We start from the raw sequence: 16,699 nt of genomic DNA on the forward strand, positions 1-16,699 counted from the left end.
CCGACCACTTGCGCAGTTCGCATTGGGGTGGATGCTGTGAGATAGGACACAATCCGACCTGTCGAACACCTGGCGAGGAGGCGATCGCTCATGCCGGGCAAATCCGAGTATCCGGTGCAACTGGTACAGCCGGACGGCCGTCGCGTCCTCGATCGCGAGCACGCCGCGCTGGTCGCCGACATCGGGCCGGACGACCTGCGGGCGCTGTACGAGGACATGGTGGTGGCCCGTCGGATCGACATCGAGGCCACCGCGCTGCAACGGCAAGGTCAGCTCGGCCTGTGGGCCCCCATGCTCGGGCAGGAGGCCGCCCAGGTCGGCTCCGCGCACGCGCTGCATCCCGACGACTACGTGTTCTGCAGCTACCGCGAAACGGCGGTCGCCTACTGCCGTGGCGTGCCGCCCACCGATCTCACCCGGCTGTGGCGCGGCGCCGCCCATCATTGCTGGGATCCGCACGCGGTGAACATGACCAACCCCAACATCGTCGTCGGCTCCCAGGGGCTGCACGCCACCGGCTACGCGTTCGCGGCGCACATGGACGGCGCGGAGACAGCCACCATCGCCTACTTCGGCGACGGCGCCAGCAGCCAGGGCGATCTGGCCGAAGCGCTCGGGTTCGCCGCGACCTGGAGCGCGCCCGTGGTGTTCTTCTGCCAGAACAACCAGTGGGCGATCAGCGCACCGGTGCGGGTGCAGAGCGCGACGCCGATCGCTCGCCGCGCGTACGGCTACGGCATGCCGGGCAGGCAGGTCGACGGCAACGACGTGCTCGCCGTCCTCGCCGTGACCAGGCAGGCGATCGCCAGGGCGCGCACCGGCGGCGGCCCGTCGTTCATCGAGGCGCTCACCTACCGGATGGGTCCGCACACCACGGCGGACGATCCCACCCGCTACCGTTCGGCCGCCGAGACCGAGCAATGGGCGCGGCGCGATCCGATCGACCGGATCCGCAGGTTGCTCGAGCGCGAGGGCCACTGGGACGACGCGTTCGGCACGCGGGTTGCCCAGCAGTCGGACGACATGGCGGCAGTGGTGCGCCGCGCGACCATCGACATGCCCGATCCCGCGCCGAGCGAACTGTTCGAGCACGTCTACACCACCCCGCATCCGCTGATCACCGAACAGCGGAGGGCGTACGCGGAGTACCTGGCCGGCGATCCCGGCGGGCCCTCCGCACGAGGAGAAGGAGTCCCGCGATGATCACCACCTTCGCCGCCGCGCTCAACACCGGCCTGCGCCGCGCGCTGGAGGACGATCCGAAGGTCTTGCTGATGGGCGAGGACATCGGGCGCCTCGGCGGAGTGTTCCGGGTGACCGACACGTTGCAGAAGGACTTCGGCGACAATCGCGTCATCGATACGCCGCTGGCCGAATCCGGGATCATCGGAACGGCTTTCGGCATGGCGCTGCGCGGCTACCGGCCGGTGTGCGAGATCCAGTTCGACGGATTCGTCTATCCCGCGTTCGACCAGATCGTCTCGCACGTGGCCAAGATCAACTACCGTACCCAGGGAAAGGTCAACGCGCCGTTGACCATTCGCATCCCGTTCGGCGGCGGCATCGGTTCGGTCGAGCACCACTCCGAATCACCCGAGGCGTATTTCGCGCACACCGCCGGGCTGCGCGTCGTGACACCGAGCAACCCGGCCGACGCGTACTCGATGATTCGCGCGGCGATCGCGCTGAACGATCCGGTGATCTTCTTCGAACCCAAACGCAGGTACTGGGACAAGGCCGACGTCGATTTCGCCGCGCTCGACCGCGACAGCGGCCTGCCGCTGGATCGCGCGCGCGTGTGCACGACAGGCGCGGACGCGACCGTCGTCGCCTACGGCGGGACCGTGGCGACCGCGCTGACGGCCGCGAAGATCGCCGCGCGGGAGGGACACGCACTCGAGGTGATCGACCTGCGCAGCCTCTCGCCGATCGACTTCGACACCGTCGAGGAGTCGGTCGCGAAGACCGGGCGGCTGATCGTCACGCACGAGGCGCCGGTATTCGCCGGGCTCGGCGCGGAGATCGCCGCCCGCGTCACCGAGCGCTGCTTCTATCACCTGGAAGCGCCCGTGTTGCGCGTCGGCGGATTCGACATCCCCTACCCCCCGGCTAAGCTCGAAAAGCACCATCTGCCCGACCCCGACCGCATTCTCGACGCGGTCGACCGTTCCCTCGCCGCGTGAGGCGGGCTCGCCGTAGTGAGAGGTGCCGCGTGGAAAACTCGGTCGGCCCTGATCTTCCGGCGTCCGTGCTGGAATTCCGGCTGCCGGACCTCGGCGAAGGGCTGACCGACGCCGAACTGGTGTCGTGGACGGTGGCCGTGGGCGACACGGTCGAGCTGAACCAGGCCATCGCCGACGTGGAGACGGCCAAGGCGGTCGTCTCGTTGCCGTCGCCGTTCGCGGGCCGCGTGGTCGAATTGCTGGCGCGGCCGGGCGACACCGTCGCGGTCGGGTCTCCGCTCATTCGCATACAGGCGGCCGGAGCGGAAGAGACGCCGAGCGACACGGGGCGCACGTCGGTCTTGGTCGGCTACGGCCCTGAGGCGGAGGCGACGTCTCGGCGGCGTCCTCCCGCACAGCCCGGCGTTTCGCGGTCCGACCGCGCGGACGGCCAGGCGGAGGCGCAGGGCGTTTCGCGGTCCGACCACGCGGACAGCCTGGCGGAGGAGGTTCACGAGCAGCCACCGGGCACCGTACTCGGCGCGCCGCGGGCGGCGGCGACACCCGCCGCGCGGAAACTGGCTCGCGAACTCGGCCTGGACCTGTGGTTCATCGCGGGTTCCGGCCCAGGCGGCGCGGTCACCGTCGAGGACGTGCGCGGCGCGGTGCCCGTCTCGCAGCCGGGTCCGGCCACCGCGCCCGCCGTCGCGGACGCCGGAGCGCGCCCGTCCGCCCGCGAGGAGCGCACCCCGATCAGCGGCATCCGCAAACGCACGGCGGCGGCGATGCTGACCAGTGCGCGCGCCATCCCACAGGCCAGCACGTTCGTCACCGCGGACTGCACCGCCTCGATGGAAGTACTCGATCATCTACGCAGTACGAAATCCTTCGCGGGCCTGGCCTTGACGCCGCTGCCGCTGGTCGCCGAGGCGGCGCTCGCCGCGCTCGCCGACTTCCCCGGCATGAACGCCTGCTGGGACGAAGCCGCTCAGGAAATCGTCACCAAGCACTACGTCAACCTGGGTATCGCGGTGGCCACCGAGCGCGGGCTGCTGGTACCGAACATCAAAGAGGCGCAGACCCTGAGCCTGCGCGACCTGACCCGCGAGATCGGCTGGCTGGCCGACACCGCGCGCGCGGGCAGCGCGACGCCCGCCGAGCTGCGCGGCGGCACGTTCACCATCACCAACGTCGGCGTCTTCGGCGTGGACGCCGGAGTTCCGCTGGTCAATCCAGGCGAGGCCGCCATCCTGTGTCTCGGCTCGATTCGCAAGCGGCCGTGGGTGGTGCGCGACGAGATCGCGATCCGGTGGGTGACCACCCTGGGCGTCAGCTTCGACCATCGCATGGTCGACGGCGAACTCGCCGCCCGCTTCCTGGCCACTGTCGCGGGATTCCTGGAGGACCCGCTGACCTTGCTCAGCCGCGTGTGACGCGCCCGTCGGTCAGTCCGTGACGAGTTCCGCCGCGGCGGTGCGGATGACCTCCGGGATCTCCACCGGCTTGCGGGTCTCGGCGTCCACGTAGACGTGCACGAAGACACCGGTGGCGGCCAGTTCCAGCGCACCGTCGGCCTCGCGGAAGATGGCCAGGTCGTAGGTGATGCTGGAGCGGCCGAGCCGGGAGATGCGCAGGCCGACCCGCAACTGATCCGGGAAGCTGATCGAGCCGAGGTACTGGCAGGAGGTCTGCGCGACCACGCCGAGCGCGGGCAGGTCACGGATGTCGGTTCCGGTGGCGTGCATCAACCACGCGTTGACCGCGGTGTCGAAGTACGAGTAGTAGGTCACGTTGTTCACGTGCCCGTAGTGGTCGTTGTCGGCCCACCGGGTCGGCACCGGCCAGAGCACCGGATACTGCTGCGTCACCCGGCCGACGATAGCTCAGTGGGCGTCACGCCCAGCCGGTGGTCGCGCGGGGAGATCCCGAAGTGCCGTTTGAACGCGGTGCTCAGCGCGAAGGCGCTGCCGTATCCGACCTGACGGGCGATGGCCTCGATGGTGGCATCGGATTCCTGCAACAGGTCCGCGGCCAGCGCCAGCCGCCATTCGGTGAGGAACGCCATCGGCGGCTCACCCACCAGATCGGTGAACCGGCGCGCCAGCGCCGCCCGCGACATCCCCACCGCCTCGGCCAGGCCCGCGACCGTCCACCCGTGCGCCGGATTGTGCTGCAACAGGCGCAGAGCCTTGCCGACCAGCGGGTCGCCGTAGGCGTGGTACCAGCCGGGCGCGTCGGCGCGGGAGAACCAGGCGCGCAACGCGGCGATCAGCACCAGATCCAGCAGGCGGTCCAGCACCGCGCTCTGCGCGGGCTCGTCCTTGATCACCTCGTCGACCAGTAGGTCGAGCACCCGACTGTCGAACTCGCCGCGCCGCAACACCAGCACCGGCGGGAGCGCGCGCAGCAGGCGACGGCTGGCCGCGCCCGCGGACTCGTAGGTTCCGGTGACCATCAAGGTCGCGCCGTCCGGGTCGGTTCCCCACTGCCGGACGCCGAGGCTCAGTGTCTCGCAGAGGACCTCACCCCGCGGCGTCTTCGTCACCTGACCGGGATGGATGATGATCTGCGGTTCGGTCGCCGGGTCGTCGGCCACCGTGTACGGCGCGGGCCCGCGGAGGATCGCGACGTCCCCCGCGCCGAGCTGCCGCGGTGCGCCCTCGTCGGTGACGATCCACGCGCCGCCGCGAATCATCGACAGCACGGTGAGCGGAGCCTCGTCCTGGATACGCAGCGACCACGGCGGATCCAGCAGCGAACACATCAGGAACGCGCCGCGAGCGCGAGGGCCTTCGAGCAGACTGGCGAGCGCATCCACCCGCCCACAGTAGACGATCACGCATGGTCACAAGCCACTGCGCCAGGTTCCGTCTCGACTGCGCCGGATATACCGGGCTACCCGCCGCCATGACGTGTCTGTTCGGCACCGGCGCTCGACGTTCGCAACGCCGAGCCCGCCGAGGAGTGCGGCGGCGCTCGGCCGGAGCCCGAAGGATTTCGCCGACTACGTCATGGCGACGGCTGGCAGCGGAATCCGGAATGTCCCGGCATCGTGACGCGTTTCACATGGAGAAAAGGACTCGCTCGCGGACGTGACGCGCAGTGTCGAGCGTCCCGCACGGCCGCACGACCAGGTCAACGGCGCCCTGGGCCGGTTCCGCGAGCGAGTCCGGTCGGGGTGGGGATTTTCTCGGTACCGTCGAAATGGTGTTGAGCCCGACGGTCGATCGTCAGTTCCGTGTGGCGCGCGCCGCGGTATTCACGGTTTTCGCGTTGAACGGCTTCCTGCTCGCCATGTGGGTGGTGCACATTCCGGTCGTCACCGACCGCACCGGGGTCGCCAAATCGACGCTGGGCATGTTCATCCTGCTGATGTCGGGCGCGGGCATCGTCGGGATGCGACTGGCGGGTCCGCTCGCCGATCGGTTCGGCAGCAGGACATTGGTCGGCGCCGCGGCGTGCTTCGGATCGCTCGCGGTGGTCGGCCCCGGCTTCGCCACCGGGCCGTTCACCTTGGCGCTCGCGCTGGCCTGCTTCGGTTTCGGCAACGGAGCGCTGGACGTGTCGATGAACACCCAAGCGGTGCATGTGGAACGGGCCTACCGGCGTCCGATCATGGCCGCCTTCCACGCGTTGTTCTCCGGCGGTGGACTGCTCGGGTCCCTGCTCGGAGCCGCCGCGCTCCGGGCGGGCTGGGATGTGCGGGTGACCCTGGTCGTCGCCGCGGTGGGCTGCGTCGCTCTGGTCCTGACGCTGGTGCCGCGTTTGCTGCGGGAGACGGCATCGGAAACGGCGGAGTCCCCCGGCGTCGTGGCGTCCGTCCACGCGACCGAACTCGACGCCGCACCACTGGAACACGACGCGAAGGTGTCGCTGGGCATGGGCGATTCCTCCGGGCACGACGTCATGCCGACAGGGTCCGATGCGGCGTCCACCGCACAGTCGCCGGACCGGCTCGACCGAGACCGATCATCGCGCGCTCCCGCCACGACCTCCCTCGATGCTCGCGCTCGCGGCCGAAAGGTGCTCGCGCTGGCCGTGCTCGCCTTTTCCCTGCTCTTGGCCGAAGGCGTGGCCGCCGACTGGAGCGCACTGCAGCTGCGCGACCATCTGGACGCCGACGCTGCTACCGCGGCACTGGCCTTCGGCGCCTTCTCCACCACGATGACGGTCGGGCGGTTCGCCACCGACCGGGTCAGCCACGTCTTCGGCGGGGTCGCGGTGGTGCGCTACGGCTCGCTCCTCGCGGCCATCGGCCTGGCCGTGATCGTCGTCTCGCCGCGGATTCCGCTGACGCTGCTCGGCTGGGCCTTGACCGGCCTCGGACTCGCCGGGGGCATCCCGCAGATCTTCAGCGCGGCGGGGAATCTGGGCTCCCGCACGGCCGCGACCGACATGTCACGGGTGTTCAGCGTCGGCTACCTCGGCTTGCTCGCCGGGCCCACGGTCATCGGCTGGCTCACCGCCGTGATGTCGCTGACCACGGCGATGGTCGTGCCGATCCTCGCCGTACTGCTGTGCTGCGCGTACGCGAGCGTCGTCACCACGCCACGCTGACCGGATCACGAATTCCAAGCCAACTCGACCATCGGCACCTGGTCGACGGCCGTGCTCGTGGCTTCTTACCGCTACTTGGGCGGCACCAGGCACATGGTGATCGGCTCGGGCTTGGGGTAGACGATGGTGTCGTTCTCGGTCGCCTTCGCTCCGCACGCGGACTTGTCCGCGGTGCCGCGCACGATCCGGCCGATCTTGAAGTCCGCCGTCGACCCGCAGGCCACCTTGGTGCTGGCGCCGAGGAAACCGCCGTCGATGCAGTCGCCCTCCTTGACGTTCAGTCGCAGGCACAGCGTGTACTCGTTGCCGCCGGTCTGGTAGTAGCTGGCGTAATCCTTGGTGGCGCAGTCCGCGTTCGCCCCGTCGAGCCGTTGCGCCACCACGTAATTGGCTTCGGCGTCGGAGCATTCCTTGGTTTCGAACTCGGCCTTGACGGTGGTGCCCGACAGCTTCGCGCACTGACCGATCTCGATCTTCTCGCCGTCCGAGCGGAACACGGTGCGAGCGCCCACGACCAGCAACCCGATCACCACGACGACGCCGAGTATGCCGAGGATCTTGCCGATACCGCTCCCGCCTCGATTCTGTCGGGGCGGGGGTCCGGGCGGCGGGAACCCGCCGCCGGGGTAACCCGGCTGCTGCGGGAAACCACCCTGCGGCGGGTAGCCCGGCTGCGGCTGACCGGGATAGCCGGGCTGGGGATAACCCTGCGGCTGACCGGGATTTCCCGGCTGGCCCGGAAAGCCTTGCGGCGCACCGGCAGGCGGCTGCTGCGGATAGCCGGGCTGGCCTGGATACGGTTGATTCGGTGGTGTGGTCATGGATCCCCTCCCCGGGTCTCGCTAGATTCCGTGCGCACAGAAGCGACGGGCGAACCCATGGAATCTAGCCGATCGGTGCGCGTACCGCCGTGTGGGATACCGCCCGGTTCGCCGCACCGACTCGCCAACCGGCGCAATGGCTTCGGTTCGAGCCGCCCGACCAGCGCACCGACCGCAGCGACCAGCTGGGGCCCACGACCAGCGCGGCCCCGCTGTCGTTGTCGCGTACGGTGCGCGCCACGCGGCCGCGGGCGGGACGCAACGGTGCGTCCGGTCGCACCCGTTCCAGCTGCGCGGTGCGCGCGCATGGATGATCACCGCGCAGGAACGGACCGAGCGCGAGGGCATCGATCGCGTCGCGGATGGAGTAGGTGGAATCGACTACGACGGCCCACGGCAGCCGCTCGGCCGGATCGGCCGAGGGCTCCCCGGGACCGATCAACCGAAGAGACTCATGACGTGCGGACACTTCGAGAATGATCCGGGGCGGCGGGGCACGGTGTCCATCGAATTACGACAGTGCCCCCTCCGCACCACGGCGAAGGGGGCACTGCGCGGAAATGCTCGGCTTACAAGGCCTTGAGTTCTTCGGTGACTGCCCCGACGGATTTCTTGGCGTCGCCGAACAGCATGGAGGTGTGGTCGGCGTAGAACAGCGGGTTGTCGATTCCGGCGAAGCCGGAGTTCATCGAGCGCTTGAGCACGATCACCGACTTGGCCTGGTCGACGTTGAGCACGGGCATGCCGTAGATCGGGCTCGAGGAGTCCTCACGGGCAGCCGGGTTGGTGACGTCGTTGGCGCCGATCACCAGGGCGACGTCGGTGCGATTGAATTCGCCGTTGATGTCGTCCATTTCCTTGAGCGCGTCATAGGACACCTCGGCCTCGGCCAACAGCACGTTCATGTGGCCGGGCATGCGACCGGCGACCGGGTGGATGGCGTACTTGACCTCCACACCCTTGGCCTCCAGCAGCGAAGCCATCTCCTTGACCGCGTGCTGCGCCTGCGCGACCGCCATACCGTAGCCGGGGACCACGATCACCTGGTTGGCGTACGCCATCTGGATCGCGGCGTCCGCGGCGGAGGTGGCCTTGGCCTGCTTCTGCTCACCATCACCGGCGCCCGGCGCGGTCCCGCCGCCACCGAAGCCGCCCGCGACGATCGCCGGAATGGACCGGTTCATCGCCTTGGCCATCAGGTTGGTCAGGATGGTGCCCGACGCGCCGACGATCATGCCCGCCACGATCATCGCGGTGTTGTTCAACGCCAAACCCGCCGCGGCGGCCGACAGACCGGTCAACGCGTTCAACAGCGAGATCACCACCGGCATGTCCGCGCCACCGATCGGCAGCACGACCATCAACCCCAGCACACCCGCGAGCACCAGCACCGCGATCATCCACAGCTGCGACACCCCCTCACCCGTGGCGCCGACACCGATCACCACCGCCGCGGCCACCGCACCCAGCAGCAGCAACAAGTTCAACGGCTGCTGCAACCTCCCGATCCCGATCGGGCGGCCGGGCAGGATCTCCTGCAACTTGCCGAACGCGATCAACGAACCCCAGAACGACACCGAACCGATGATCGCCGCGAACAGCGACCCGATCACGATGTGCACCGTCGGCTCCTCGTCGAAATGCGAGAAACCCTGGGAGTTGATGAATTCCGACCACGCGATGAGCGCGACCGTGCCACCACCGACACCGTTGAACGCGGCCACCAGCTGCGGCATCGCGGTCATCTTCGTGTACTTCGCCGGCGGCACACCCAGCACGACGCCGACCACCAGACCGGCGACGATCAGAATCCAGTTGCTGGTGTGGCGGATCGAGATCAACGTCGCGATCACCGCGATCACCATGCCCACCGCGGCGATCAAGTTGCCGCGCACCGCGGTCTTCGGGCCGGTCAAACCCATCAGACCGTAGATGAACAGCGAGAACGCCACGATGTAGAGACCGTTGACCAGATAGGTCACGTTGTCGAAGGTATGCATCATTCACCGGCCTTCTGAGCAGCGGGCTTCTTGCTCTTGAACATGCCCAGCATGCGGTCGGTGACCACGAAACCACCGATGACGTTCAGGGTTCCGAACACCACCGCGACGAACAGGATGATCTGAGTCAGAATCGAGGGATCCTGCACGTTGCCCAAGGTGACCAGCGCACCGAGCACCACGATGCCGTGAATAGCGTTGGTGCCCGACATCAACGGCGTGTGCAACGTGTTCGGGACCTTGGAGATCACGGCGAAACCCACGAACCCCGACAACACCAGGATCGCGATATTCGCCAGAAGTTCGGTATACATCAGTTCTCCACCTTCGCCTCGGTCGGCTCCGACACAGCCGCTGCCTCGGCGGACTCCGCTGCCCCCGTCGCCTCGGCAGGCGCCTCGGGGGCGTCCGGCTCACGGGTGACGCAGGAATCCGCCAGCACCTGGTCGCTGAAGTCGGGCGCGAGCTTGCCGTCCACCAGCATCAACTCCAGCAACGCCGCGATGTTCTTCGAATACAACTCCGAAGCGTGCTCGGGCATGGTCGCGGGCAGATTCAACGGCGAGGCGATGGTCACCTCGTGCTTCACCACGACCTCACCCGGCTCGGTCAGCTCGCAGTTGCCGCCGGTCTCTCCCGCCAGGTCCACGATCACACTGCCGGGCTTCATACCCTCCACCGCGGCCGCGGTCACCAACCGGGGCGCGGGACGGCCCGGCACCAACGCGGTCGTGATCACCACGTCGAAGCCCTTGATCGCGTCCTCGAGCGCCTGCTGCTGCTTCGCCTTCTCCTCGTCGGTGAGCTCACGGGCGTACCCGCCCTCACCGGCGGCATCGATGCCCAGATCCAGCCACTGCGCACCCACCGACCGCACCTGATCGGCCACCTCGGGGCGCACGTCGTAACCGGTGGTCCGTCCACCAAGACGCTTCGCGGTGGCCAGCGCTTGCAGACCGGCCACACCCACACCGAGCACCAGCACCGTCGCCGGCTTCACCGTGCCCGCCGCCGTGGTCAACATGGGGAAGAACCGCGTCGACTCCGACGCAGCCAGCAACACCGCCTTGTAACCCGCCACATTCGCCTGCGAGGACAACGCGTCCATCACCTGCGCACGCGAGATCCGCGGAATCGCCTCCACCGCGAACGCCTGCACCCCCGCCGACTTCAGCGCACCGATCTGATTCTCGGCATTGCGCGGCGCGAGGAAACCGATCAGCGTCTGCCCCGACGACAGCTTGCCCACCTCGGCGTCACTGGGCGGGGCGACCTTCACCACCACATCCGCCGACCACGGATCGCCGATCGACGCACCCGCCTGGACATAGGCTTCGTCGGGAATCAGCGCGCCTTTCCCGGCCCCGGGCTCGACGACAACTTCCACACCCTGTTTCACCAGGCTCGGAATGATTTTCGGCACCAAAGCGACACGTCGCTCGCCCGCGTTGGATTCGCGAACGACACCGACACGCGCGCCGCGCGGCGACAGATCGCCTACGCTCTGCGTTGTCTCCACTTGTCAGACTTCCTTCTCTTACTGAGCTTCAGGCAACGGGCAGACGACCGGACGATGTTACCGATGAGTAAGTTCGCCCAAATCTTCGCAACTGTACCTGGCCCGCCGTGAGCCTAGCTGAGATGCCCATCACACACGCCGGACGGATCGCGCTAGGACGCCGGAGTTCCTCGGTCGCCACCGAGGGAGCCGCCGACCGCCGAGCGGCGTCCACCGTTTTTCCTTTTCGCTGTGTGATCGTGGTCTCCGCAGGTGAACACGGCAAGACCGTACGGAGAAGTTCGTTACCAACCTCGAGGTTGGGCACCTGGTGGGACGCCCGGCCCACAGCGGCATAGTGACGTGCGTCATGCCGATCGGCGATCCGGGGTGTTCCGCTCGGCTCGTACGCCGTATGGTCCAGCGTGTGAACGACTGCGTCTTCTGCCGCATCGTGGCAGGCGAGGCACCGGCGGCGAAAGTGTACGAGGACGACACGCTGTGCGCGTTTCTCGATGTCCGACCGGTCGCCCGCGGGCACACGCTGGTCATACCGAAGCGGCACGCCGCCGAGTTGGAGGACCTCGACGCCGAACTCGGTGCGCAGATCTTCCGGACCGGTCATCGGCTCGCCCTGGCCATCCGGCGCAGCCGCCTCGCCGCCGACGGCGCCAATCTGGTGCTCAACGATGGAACGGCGGCGTTCCAGACCGTCCCGCACGTCCACCTGCACGTGATCCCGCGCAGACACGGCGACACGCTGCGATTCGCGAAGGGCTTTCTCCTGCGCCGCCCGCACGATCCGATATCCACCGCCGCGGCAATCCGGGAAGGCATCGCGGCATTGGACAACGAGGGCACAAGCCCGGAAAAGGAAACCGAGGGATGACCGAGACGTTCGATCGGGCCACGCTGATCGACCTGCTGTCACGGCAGTGGGAGGCGATCGACGCGCTGATCGCTCCGCTGGACGAGGATCGCTGGCGCACCCCGTCGTCGCTGCCGGGCTGGACCGTATTCGACGTCGTCGCCCACATCATCGGCACCGAATCCTTCCTGCTGGGTGACCGGCCGCCCGCGCACGATCCGACCAAGGCCAAGACCGACGTGCGCACGCTGCCCTACGTGCGCAACGAGACCGCGGTGCTCAACGAGATCTGGGTCGACCGGCTGCGCCCGCTGTCCGGCGCCCGCCTGCTCGCGTTCTATCGCGACGTCGTCGACCGCAGGCGCGCGGCGCTCGCGGCCATGGGCGACGCCGAATGGGAGAAGGAGACGGTCACGCCGATCGGGCAGGTGACCTACGGCAGGTTCATGCGAGTGCGGTTGTTCGACTGCTGGATGCACGAACTCGACATCGCCGACGCGCTCGGGGTCCGGGTCGAGGAAGGCGGTCCCCGCGGCGAGTTGGCGTTCGACGAGTTCGCGGCCGGCATTCCGCGTGTGGTGGCGAAGAAGGGCGAAGCGCCGGAGGGCGCGCGGATCGCCTTCGCGCTGACCGGTCCGCTGGCCAGAACCCTGCGCATTCAGGTGGCGGGCCGGGCGAACTACGTGGACGCGTTCGACGGACCCGCCACCGTCGAGGTCGGCTTGGACTCTCGGCTTTTCGTGCGTCTCGGCGGCGGTCGGACCAGCGCCGAGGAGCACTCGAGCGAGATCACCGTCGAGGGCGACGACGAGCTCGGGCAGCGCCTCGTCCGCCACCTGGCCTTCACCATCTGAGCCGCCGGTGCGACTGTTCCTGTCCAGCTACCGGTTCGGCGCGCACTACGACCGGCTCGTCACGCTCGCGGGGCCGCCCGGCCGGGTCGCGCTGATCCCCAATGCCTGCGACGCCTGGCCGCAGGCGTGGGCGGGTGCGGTGACCAGCGACCTGGCGCCGCTGCGCAAACTCGGCTACCAGCCCGAGGTGCTCGACCTGCGCGAGTACGTCGGCCGGGAAGCCGAGCTGGAACGGAAGCTGGCGGAGTTCCCGCTCGTGTGGGTGCGCGGCGGAAACACGTTCGTGTTGCGCGCGCAGTTCGCCCGCAGCGGCGCGGATCGCGTTCTGCCCCGGCTACTCGCCGCCGACGCGCTCGTCTACGCCGGTTACAGCGCCGGGGCCTGCGTGCTGACCCCGGACCTGCACGGCCTGGATGCGGTGGACGATCCGGCCGAGGTCGCTCCCGCCTGCGGCGTCGAACCGCAGTGGGACGGACTGGGTCTGGTGAACCGCAGGATCGTGCCGCACATCGATTCGGCCACCGACCCCGAAGGCGACTGCACTCGCCTCGCGGCTCGCTACCGCGCCGAAGGCGTCGCGCACTGGGCGCTGACCGACGACGACGTGATCGTCGTCGACGGGGCGCGCACCGAAGTGCTGATCAGTCCGGTGGCGTCGTGAACTCCCGCCTCTGTTCGGGATCGCCATCCACCACGACGATGGACATCCTCTCCCTGCGGGCTGCCGAGTGTCGAGGTCGAGTGCCACGATCGCGGCGCTGAGATCGCCCGTCACGTCAGGGGCAACGCCGATTCCGTTATCGAGACGGCTCGGCGCTCGTCGTCGCACGGACCCCCTGGCGACCGGTAGCGGTGGCGACCCATGGATTGACCCACAGCCGTTGTCCGACAGCCGAGCGGCGATCGATCTCGCCGATCGATGTCCGTCGATTCAGGGCGAGCCGTCCGGACCGGCGGCCACTCAGCCGGGTCGCGGCCTCCTCATGGCGCGATACAGGTGTCCGCAGCACCTCTCCACCGCCGACACCTCACATCGCGTCGGGAGTCAGCTCCGGTTCCGGCTCGACCACGCGGCGGAAGACCACCCAGCGCATGGCGCTGTACATGTAGACGGCCTCGCACGCGCCCGCCAGCAACCGGGACACGTGGTACTCCACGCCGAGCGCGGTGAGCCCGCTGCCGATGCCCAGGATGAACGCGAGGTAGTTGACCACCACCACCACGATGTACACCGCGGCCTGCCTGCCGACCGGCGCGTGGGAATGGAAGTTGAACGTGCGGTTGAGCACGAAGCTGAGCCCGAACGCGCACACGTATGCCACCGTCACCGACGACCACACCGGCAGTTCGAACCAGCCGTGCAGGACGGTGAGCAGCGCCAAGTCGGCGGCGAAGGTGCCGCTGTTGATCAGCGCGAAGCCGAGGAAGGTCGGCGGGACGAGACGGTTCAGCCCGAACGGCATCCGGTGCACGACCGACTCGCACCAGCGGGTGAACCGGTCGGCGATGGTGTCGGCGGTCTCGGACAGCTCGTGCACGCGACCAGCGTGCCAGCGGCAGATGTCCGGCAGATGAGCGGGCGGCGACCGCGGGGTGGCTCAGCCGATCTGCGCCTGGCCCGGGTCTCCCGCGGCGTGGTCCAGGCTCGCCCATGCCGCCAGGCATCGCCGTCGCGCGACATCGTCCGCGTCCGCCAGCAGCGCCTCCAGCAACTCGCGGGGCTCGCGCTGCCAGAGGTCGGCCAGCTCGGCGCGGGTCTCCTTGTCGAAGACACCGGAGCGGTCCAGCGCGGTCAGCCATTCCTCGTGCTCGCCCGCGTGCACCCGGCGCAGCACGTCGGGGTCTATACCGTCCTCGACGAACTCGCTGGAGAACATCGCGGCGACCAGTTCCCGGCGACTCGGTTGCTCGCCCTGCATCCGTTCCATCCCTCCAAGTGCTCCGCGGCGAACCGCATGGACTGCCGGCGCCACGACGTGGCGGCGCCAGGAGAACTCGATGCCCCGAACAGTCAAGCCCCTGTCGGCATTCTGGTCTCCCGTAGGCGGTAATACCACTGTGGCGGCTGACATCACATTCCAGGCCTTCCGTTCGCCACACACGCACGGTCGACCGATCAGCAAATTTCGGGCACGGGGAGCTAGCGTGAGGTGGTGGACCTGCATGACTTGATCGCCGCCCTCCCCGACGGCGCGGTGCTCACCGACGCCGACCTGCTGGCGAGCTACCGCCAGGACTGGGCGCGCGATCCCGGCGCGGGCACCGCCCTGGCCGTGGTGCGTGCCACCAGCACCGACGACGTGGCCGCGACGCTGCGGTGGGCCAGCGCGCATCGCGTCCCGGTGATTCCACGCGGTGCCGGATCCGGGTTGTCCGGCGGCGCGACGGCCGTCGACGGAGCGATCGTGCTGACCACCGAGCGGATGCGGGAAATCTCCGTCGACCCGGTGACCCGGACCGCCGTGGTGCAGCCCGGCCTGCTGAACGCCGAGGTCAAGCGCGCGGTCGCGGAGCACGGGCTGTGGTACCCGCCGGACCCGTCGTCGTTCGAGATCTGCTCGATCGGCGGCAACGCCGCGACCAACGCGGGTGGCCTGTGCTGTGTGAAGTACGGCGTCACCACCGACTACGTGCTCGGCATGCAGGTCGTGCTCGCCGACGGCACCGCCGTGCGGCTCGGCGGTCCGCGTTTGAAGGACTCGGCCGGGCTGTCGCTGACCAAGCTGTTCGTCGGCAGCGAGGGCACGCTGGGCGTGATCACCGAGCTGACCCTTCGGCTGCTGCCCGCCCAACCGCCGCAGAGCACGGTCGTCGCCAGTTTCGCCACGCTCACCGCCGCCACCGAGGCCATCCTGACCATCACCGGCGAACTGCGGCCGTCGATGCTCGAGTTCATGGACTCGGTGTCGATCAACGCCGTGGAGGACGAGCTGCGGATGGGGTTGGACCGGAAGGCGGCCGCGCTGCTGGTCGCGCGCTCCGACGCCCCCGGCGAATTCGCCCACCGCGAGGCCGAGATCATGGCGGCGGCCTGCGAGAAAGCGGGCGCGACAGAGGTTTTCCACACCGAGGACCCGGCCGAAGGTGAAGCGTTCACGGCCGCCCGGCGTCTGGCGATCCCGGCCGTGGAGAAGCTCGGGCCGCTGCTGCTCGAGGACGTCGGCGTTCCGCTGCCCCGGCTCGGCGACTTGGTGAGCGGCGTCGCCGAAATCGCCGAGCGCAACGAGGTCACAGTGTCGGTGATCGCGCACGCGGGTGACGGCAACACCCACCCGCTGATCGTGCACGACCCCACCGACGCCGACCACACCGCGCGAGCGAACCGCGCCTTCGGCGAGATCATGGACCTCGCCATCGCCCTCGGCGGCACCATCACCGGTGAACACGGCGTCGGACGATTGAAGAAGGCATGGCTGCCCGACCAACTCGGCCCCGACGTCATGGCCCTGACCCGCCGCATCAAGGACGCACTCGACCCCGACGGCATCCTCAACCCCGGCACGATCCTGTAACCACCGCGACGGAACATTCCCCACGCACAAGGAGTTCTACCCCGACATGACGACCAGGCTCGAACACAACGTCGCCGATACCCGTTTCGAGATCTACATCGACGACACCCTAGCCGGGTACGCCGACTACGCCGAACGCGAGGACACCAAGACCCGCGACTTCCACCACACGCTGACCTTCCCCGAATTCCGGGGCCGAGGCGTAGCCGCCCAAGTCGTCGAATACGCCCTCAACGACTCCCGCACGGCCGGTTTCTCGGTCATCCCCACCTGCTGGTACGTGGAGCAGTACATCACCCAACACAGCGAGTACGCCGACTTGGTGAAGTAGAACCTCAGATCCCGTGGCGAGTGGCACACCACCGAGAGGTCTACTCGGGTTTTGCCACAGCCATGTGCCACTCGCGGATTTGTTCCTGGCGCGGAT

Annotated in this window: 18 protein-coding genes; 9 read left to right on the forward strand and 9 right to left on the reverse strand. The window is 68.6% G+C overall.

What is annotated here, in order from left to right:
* Window positions 1–90: 90 nt before the first annotated feature.
* The 3 genes from pdhA to ACIA5H_RS03090 are packed head-to-tail and all read left to right on the forward strand — an operon-like array spanning window position 91 to window position 3,595.
* A complete protein-coding gene (gene pdhA, locus ACIA5H_RS03080; protein ID WP_397073562.1) occupies window positions 91–1,203 on the forward strand; it encodes a pyruvate dehydrogenase (acetyl-transferring) E1 component subunit alpha in 1,113 nt (370 codons plus the stop codon).
* On the forward strand, window positions 1,200–2,183 hold the full coding sequence (locus ACIA5H_RS03085) for an alpha-ketoacid dehydrogenase subunit beta (RefSeq protein ID WP_379252137.1): 984 nt from the start codon (window positions 1,200–1,202) through the stop codon (window positions 2,181–2,183). The genes pdhA and ACIA5H_RS03085 overlap by 4 nt, the downstream gene beginning before the upstream one ends.
* Window positions 2,184–2,212: 29 nt before the next feature.
* Window positions 2,213–3,595, forward strand: a complete 1,383-nt coding sequence (locus ACIA5H_RS03090) for a dihydrolipoamide acetyltransferase family protein (RefSeq protein WP_397073564.1) — start codon at window positions 2,213–2,215, stop codon at window positions 3,593–3,595.
* A gap of 12 nt (window positions 3,596–3,607) precedes the next feature.
* On the opposite strand, the gene ACIA5H_RS03095 is transcribed toward ACIA5H_RS03090, so the two are convergent.
* Together ACIA5H_RS03095 and ACIA5H_RS03100 are read right to left on the reverse strand one after the other, a co-directional pair.
* Window positions 3,608–4,030: a thioesterase family protein gene (locus ACIA5H_RS03095; protein ID WP_355073607.1), complete on the reverse strand. Its 423-nt coding sequence runs from the start codon at window positions 4,028–4,030 to the stop codon at window positions 3,608–3,610.
* Entirely contained in the window at window positions 4,027–4,980 is a 954-nt protein-coding gene (locus tag ACIA5H_RS03100) for an AraC family transcriptional regulator (protein WP_397073566.1), read from the reverse strand. The genes ACIA5H_RS03095 and ACIA5H_RS03100 overlap by 4 nt, the downstream gene beginning before the upstream one ends.
* 386 nt (window positions 4,981–5,366) lie before the next feature.
* Between ACIA5H_RS03100 and ACIA5H_RS03105 the strand changes: the two genes are divergently transcribed.
* Entirely contained in the window at window positions 5,367–6,719 is a 1,353-nt protein-coding gene (locus tag ACIA5H_RS03105; protein WP_397073568.1) for an MFS transporter, read from the forward strand.
* Between the two features lie 71 nt (window positions 6,720–6,790).
* Here the strand turns inward: ACIA5H_RS03105 and ACIA5H_RS03110 are convergent, their stop codons facing one another.
* The 5 genes from ACIA5H_RS03110 to ACIA5H_RS03130 form a co-directional block, all read right to left on the reverse strand.
* Entirely contained in the window at window positions 6,791–7,540 is a 750-nt protein-coding gene (locus tag ACIA5H_RS03110; protein WP_379252133.1) for a hypothetical protein, read from the reverse strand.
* Between the two features lie 64 nt (window positions 7,541–7,604).
* Window positions 7,605–8,009, reverse strand: a complete 405-nt coding sequence (locus ACIA5H_RS03115; protein ID WP_397073571.1) for a DUF5925 domain-containing protein — start codon at window positions 8,007–8,009, stop codon at window positions 7,605–7,607.
* A 100-nt stretch (window positions 8,010–8,109) separates the two neighbouring features.
* Window positions 8,110–9,522: an NAD(P)(+) transhydrogenase (Re/Si-specific) subunit beta gene (locus ACIA5H_RS03120; protein WP_379252186.1), complete on the reverse strand. Its 1,413-nt coding sequence runs from the start codon at window positions 9,520–9,522 to the stop codon at window positions 8,110–8,112.
* A gap of 17 nt (window positions 9,523–9,539) precedes the next feature.
* Window positions 9,540–9,854, reverse strand: coding sequence for an NAD(P) transhydrogenase subunit alpha (locus ACIA5H_RS03125; RefSeq protein WP_063023007.1), 315 nt, complete (start codon window positions 9,852–9,854; stop codon window positions 9,540–9,542).
* A complete protein-coding gene (locus tag ACIA5H_RS03130) occupies window positions 9,854–11,059 on the reverse strand; it encodes a Re/Si-specific NAD(P)(+) transhydrogenase subunit alpha (protein WP_397073573.1) in 1,206 nt (401 codons plus the stop codon). Before ACIA5H_RS03130 ends, ACIA5H_RS03125 begins: the two co-directional genes overlap by 1 nt.
* A gap of 406 nt (window positions 11,060–11,465) precedes the next feature.
* Here ACIA5H_RS03130 and ACIA5H_RS03135 point away from each other — a divergent pair, with 406 nt between their 5' ends.
* Genes ACIA5H_RS03135 through ACIA5H_RS03145 form a run of 3 tightly spaced genes read left to right on the forward strand, consistent with a single transcriptional unit; the run spans window position 11,466 to window position 13,421 of the window.
* Window positions 11,466–11,927 (forward strand): HIT family protein, encoded by a 462-nt coding sequence (locus tag ACIA5H_RS03135; RefSeq protein WP_355073595.1) that lies wholly within the window; start codon window positions 11,466–11,468, stop codon window positions 11,925–11,927.
* On the forward strand, window positions 11,924–12,760 hold the full coding sequence (locus ACIA5H_RS03140; RefSeq protein WP_379252130.1) for a maleylpyruvate isomerase family mycothiol-dependent enzyme: 837 nt from the start codon (window positions 11,924–11,926) through the stop codon (window positions 12,758–12,760). Before ACIA5H_RS03135 ends, ACIA5H_RS03140 begins: the two co-directional genes overlap by 4 nt.
* A 7-nt stretch (window positions 12,761–12,767) precedes the next feature.
* Window positions 12,768–13,421 (forward strand): Type 1 glutamine amidotransferase-like domain-containing protein, encoded by a 654-nt coding sequence (locus ACIA5H_RS03145; RefSeq protein ID WP_379252129.1) that lies wholly within the window; start codon window positions 12,768–12,770, stop codon window positions 13,419–13,421.
* Window positions 13,422–13,788: 367 nt separating this feature from the next.
* On the opposite strand, the gene ACIA5H_RS03150 is transcribed toward ACIA5H_RS03145, so the two are convergent.
* Both ACIA5H_RS03150 and ACIA5H_RS03155 read right to left on the reverse strand, forming a co-directional pair.
* Window positions 13,789–14,298, reverse strand: a complete 510-nt coding sequence (locus ACIA5H_RS03150) for a GtrA family protein (RefSeq protein WP_397073577.1) — start codon at window positions 14,296–14,298, stop codon at window positions 13,789–13,791.
* Between the two features lie 60 nt (window positions 14,299–14,358).
* Window positions 14,359–14,688: a hypothetical protein gene (locus tag ACIA5H_RS03155; RefSeq protein ID WP_379252127.1), complete on the reverse strand. Its 330-nt coding sequence runs from the start codon at window positions 14,686–14,688 to the stop codon at window positions 14,359–14,361.
* A gap of 225 nt (window positions 14,689–14,913) precedes the next feature.
* Here ACIA5H_RS03155 and ACIA5H_RS03160 point away from each other — a divergent pair, with 225 nt between their 5' ends.
* Together ACIA5H_RS03160 and ACIA5H_RS03165 are read left to right on the forward strand one after the other, a co-directional pair.
* Complete coding sequence (locus tag ACIA5H_RS03160; protein WP_397073579.1) at window positions 14,914–16,272, forward strand: FAD-binding oxidoreductase; 1,359 nt, start codon at window positions 14,914–14,916, stop codon at window positions 16,270–16,272.
* Between the two features lie 46 nt (window positions 16,273–16,318).
* Window positions 16,319–16,603 carry a GNAT family N-acetyltransferase gene (locus tag ACIA5H_RS03165; RefSeq protein WP_379252125.1) on the forward strand — a complete coding sequence of 95 codons (285 nt, stop codon included), beginning with the start codon at window positions 16,319–16,321 and terminating at the stop codon, window positions 16,601–16,603.
* Window positions 16,604–16,699 lie beyond the last annotated feature (96 nt).

The organism is Nocardia sp. NPDC051900 (genome assembly GCF_044452545.1).
GTDB lineage: Bacteria > Actinomycetota > Actinomycetes > Mycobacteriales > Mycobacteriaceae > Nocardia > Nocardia sichangensis.

Bases quoted from the DNA above. Each gene is read 5' to 3' on its own strand.
- pdhA (WP_397073562.1), top strand. From the start codon at position 91: ATGCCGGGCAAATCCGAGTATCCGGTGCAACTGGTACAGCCGGACGGC.
- ACIA5H_RS03085 (WP_379252137.1), top strand. From the start codon at position 1,200: ATGATCACCACCTTCGCCGCCGCGCTCAACACCGGCCTGCGCCGCGCG.
- ACIA5H_RS03105 (WP_397073568.1), top strand. From the start codon at position 5,367: ATGGTGTTGAGCCCGACGGTCGATCGTCAGTTCCGTGTGGCGCGCGCC.
- ACIA5H_RS03110 (WP_379252133.1), bottom strand. From the start codon at position 7,540: ATGACCACACCACCGAATCAACCGTATCCAGGCCAGCCCGGCTATCCG.
- ACIA5H_RS03125 (WP_063023007.1), bottom strand. From the start codon at position 9,854: ATGTATACCGAACTTCTGGCGAATATCGCGATCCTGGTGTTGTCGGGG.
- ACIA5H_RS03140 (WP_379252130.1), top strand. From the start codon at position 11,924: ATGACCGAGACGTTCGATCGGGCCACGCTGATCGACCTGCTGTCACGG.
- ACIA5H_RS03155 (WP_379252127.1), bottom strand. From the start codon at position 14,688: ATGGAACGGATGCAGGGCGAGCAACCGAGTCGCCGGGAACTGGTCGCC.
- ACIA5H_RS03165 (WP_379252125.1), top strand. From the start codon at position 16,319: ATGACGACCAGGCTCGAACACAACGTCGCCGATACCCGTTTCGAGATC.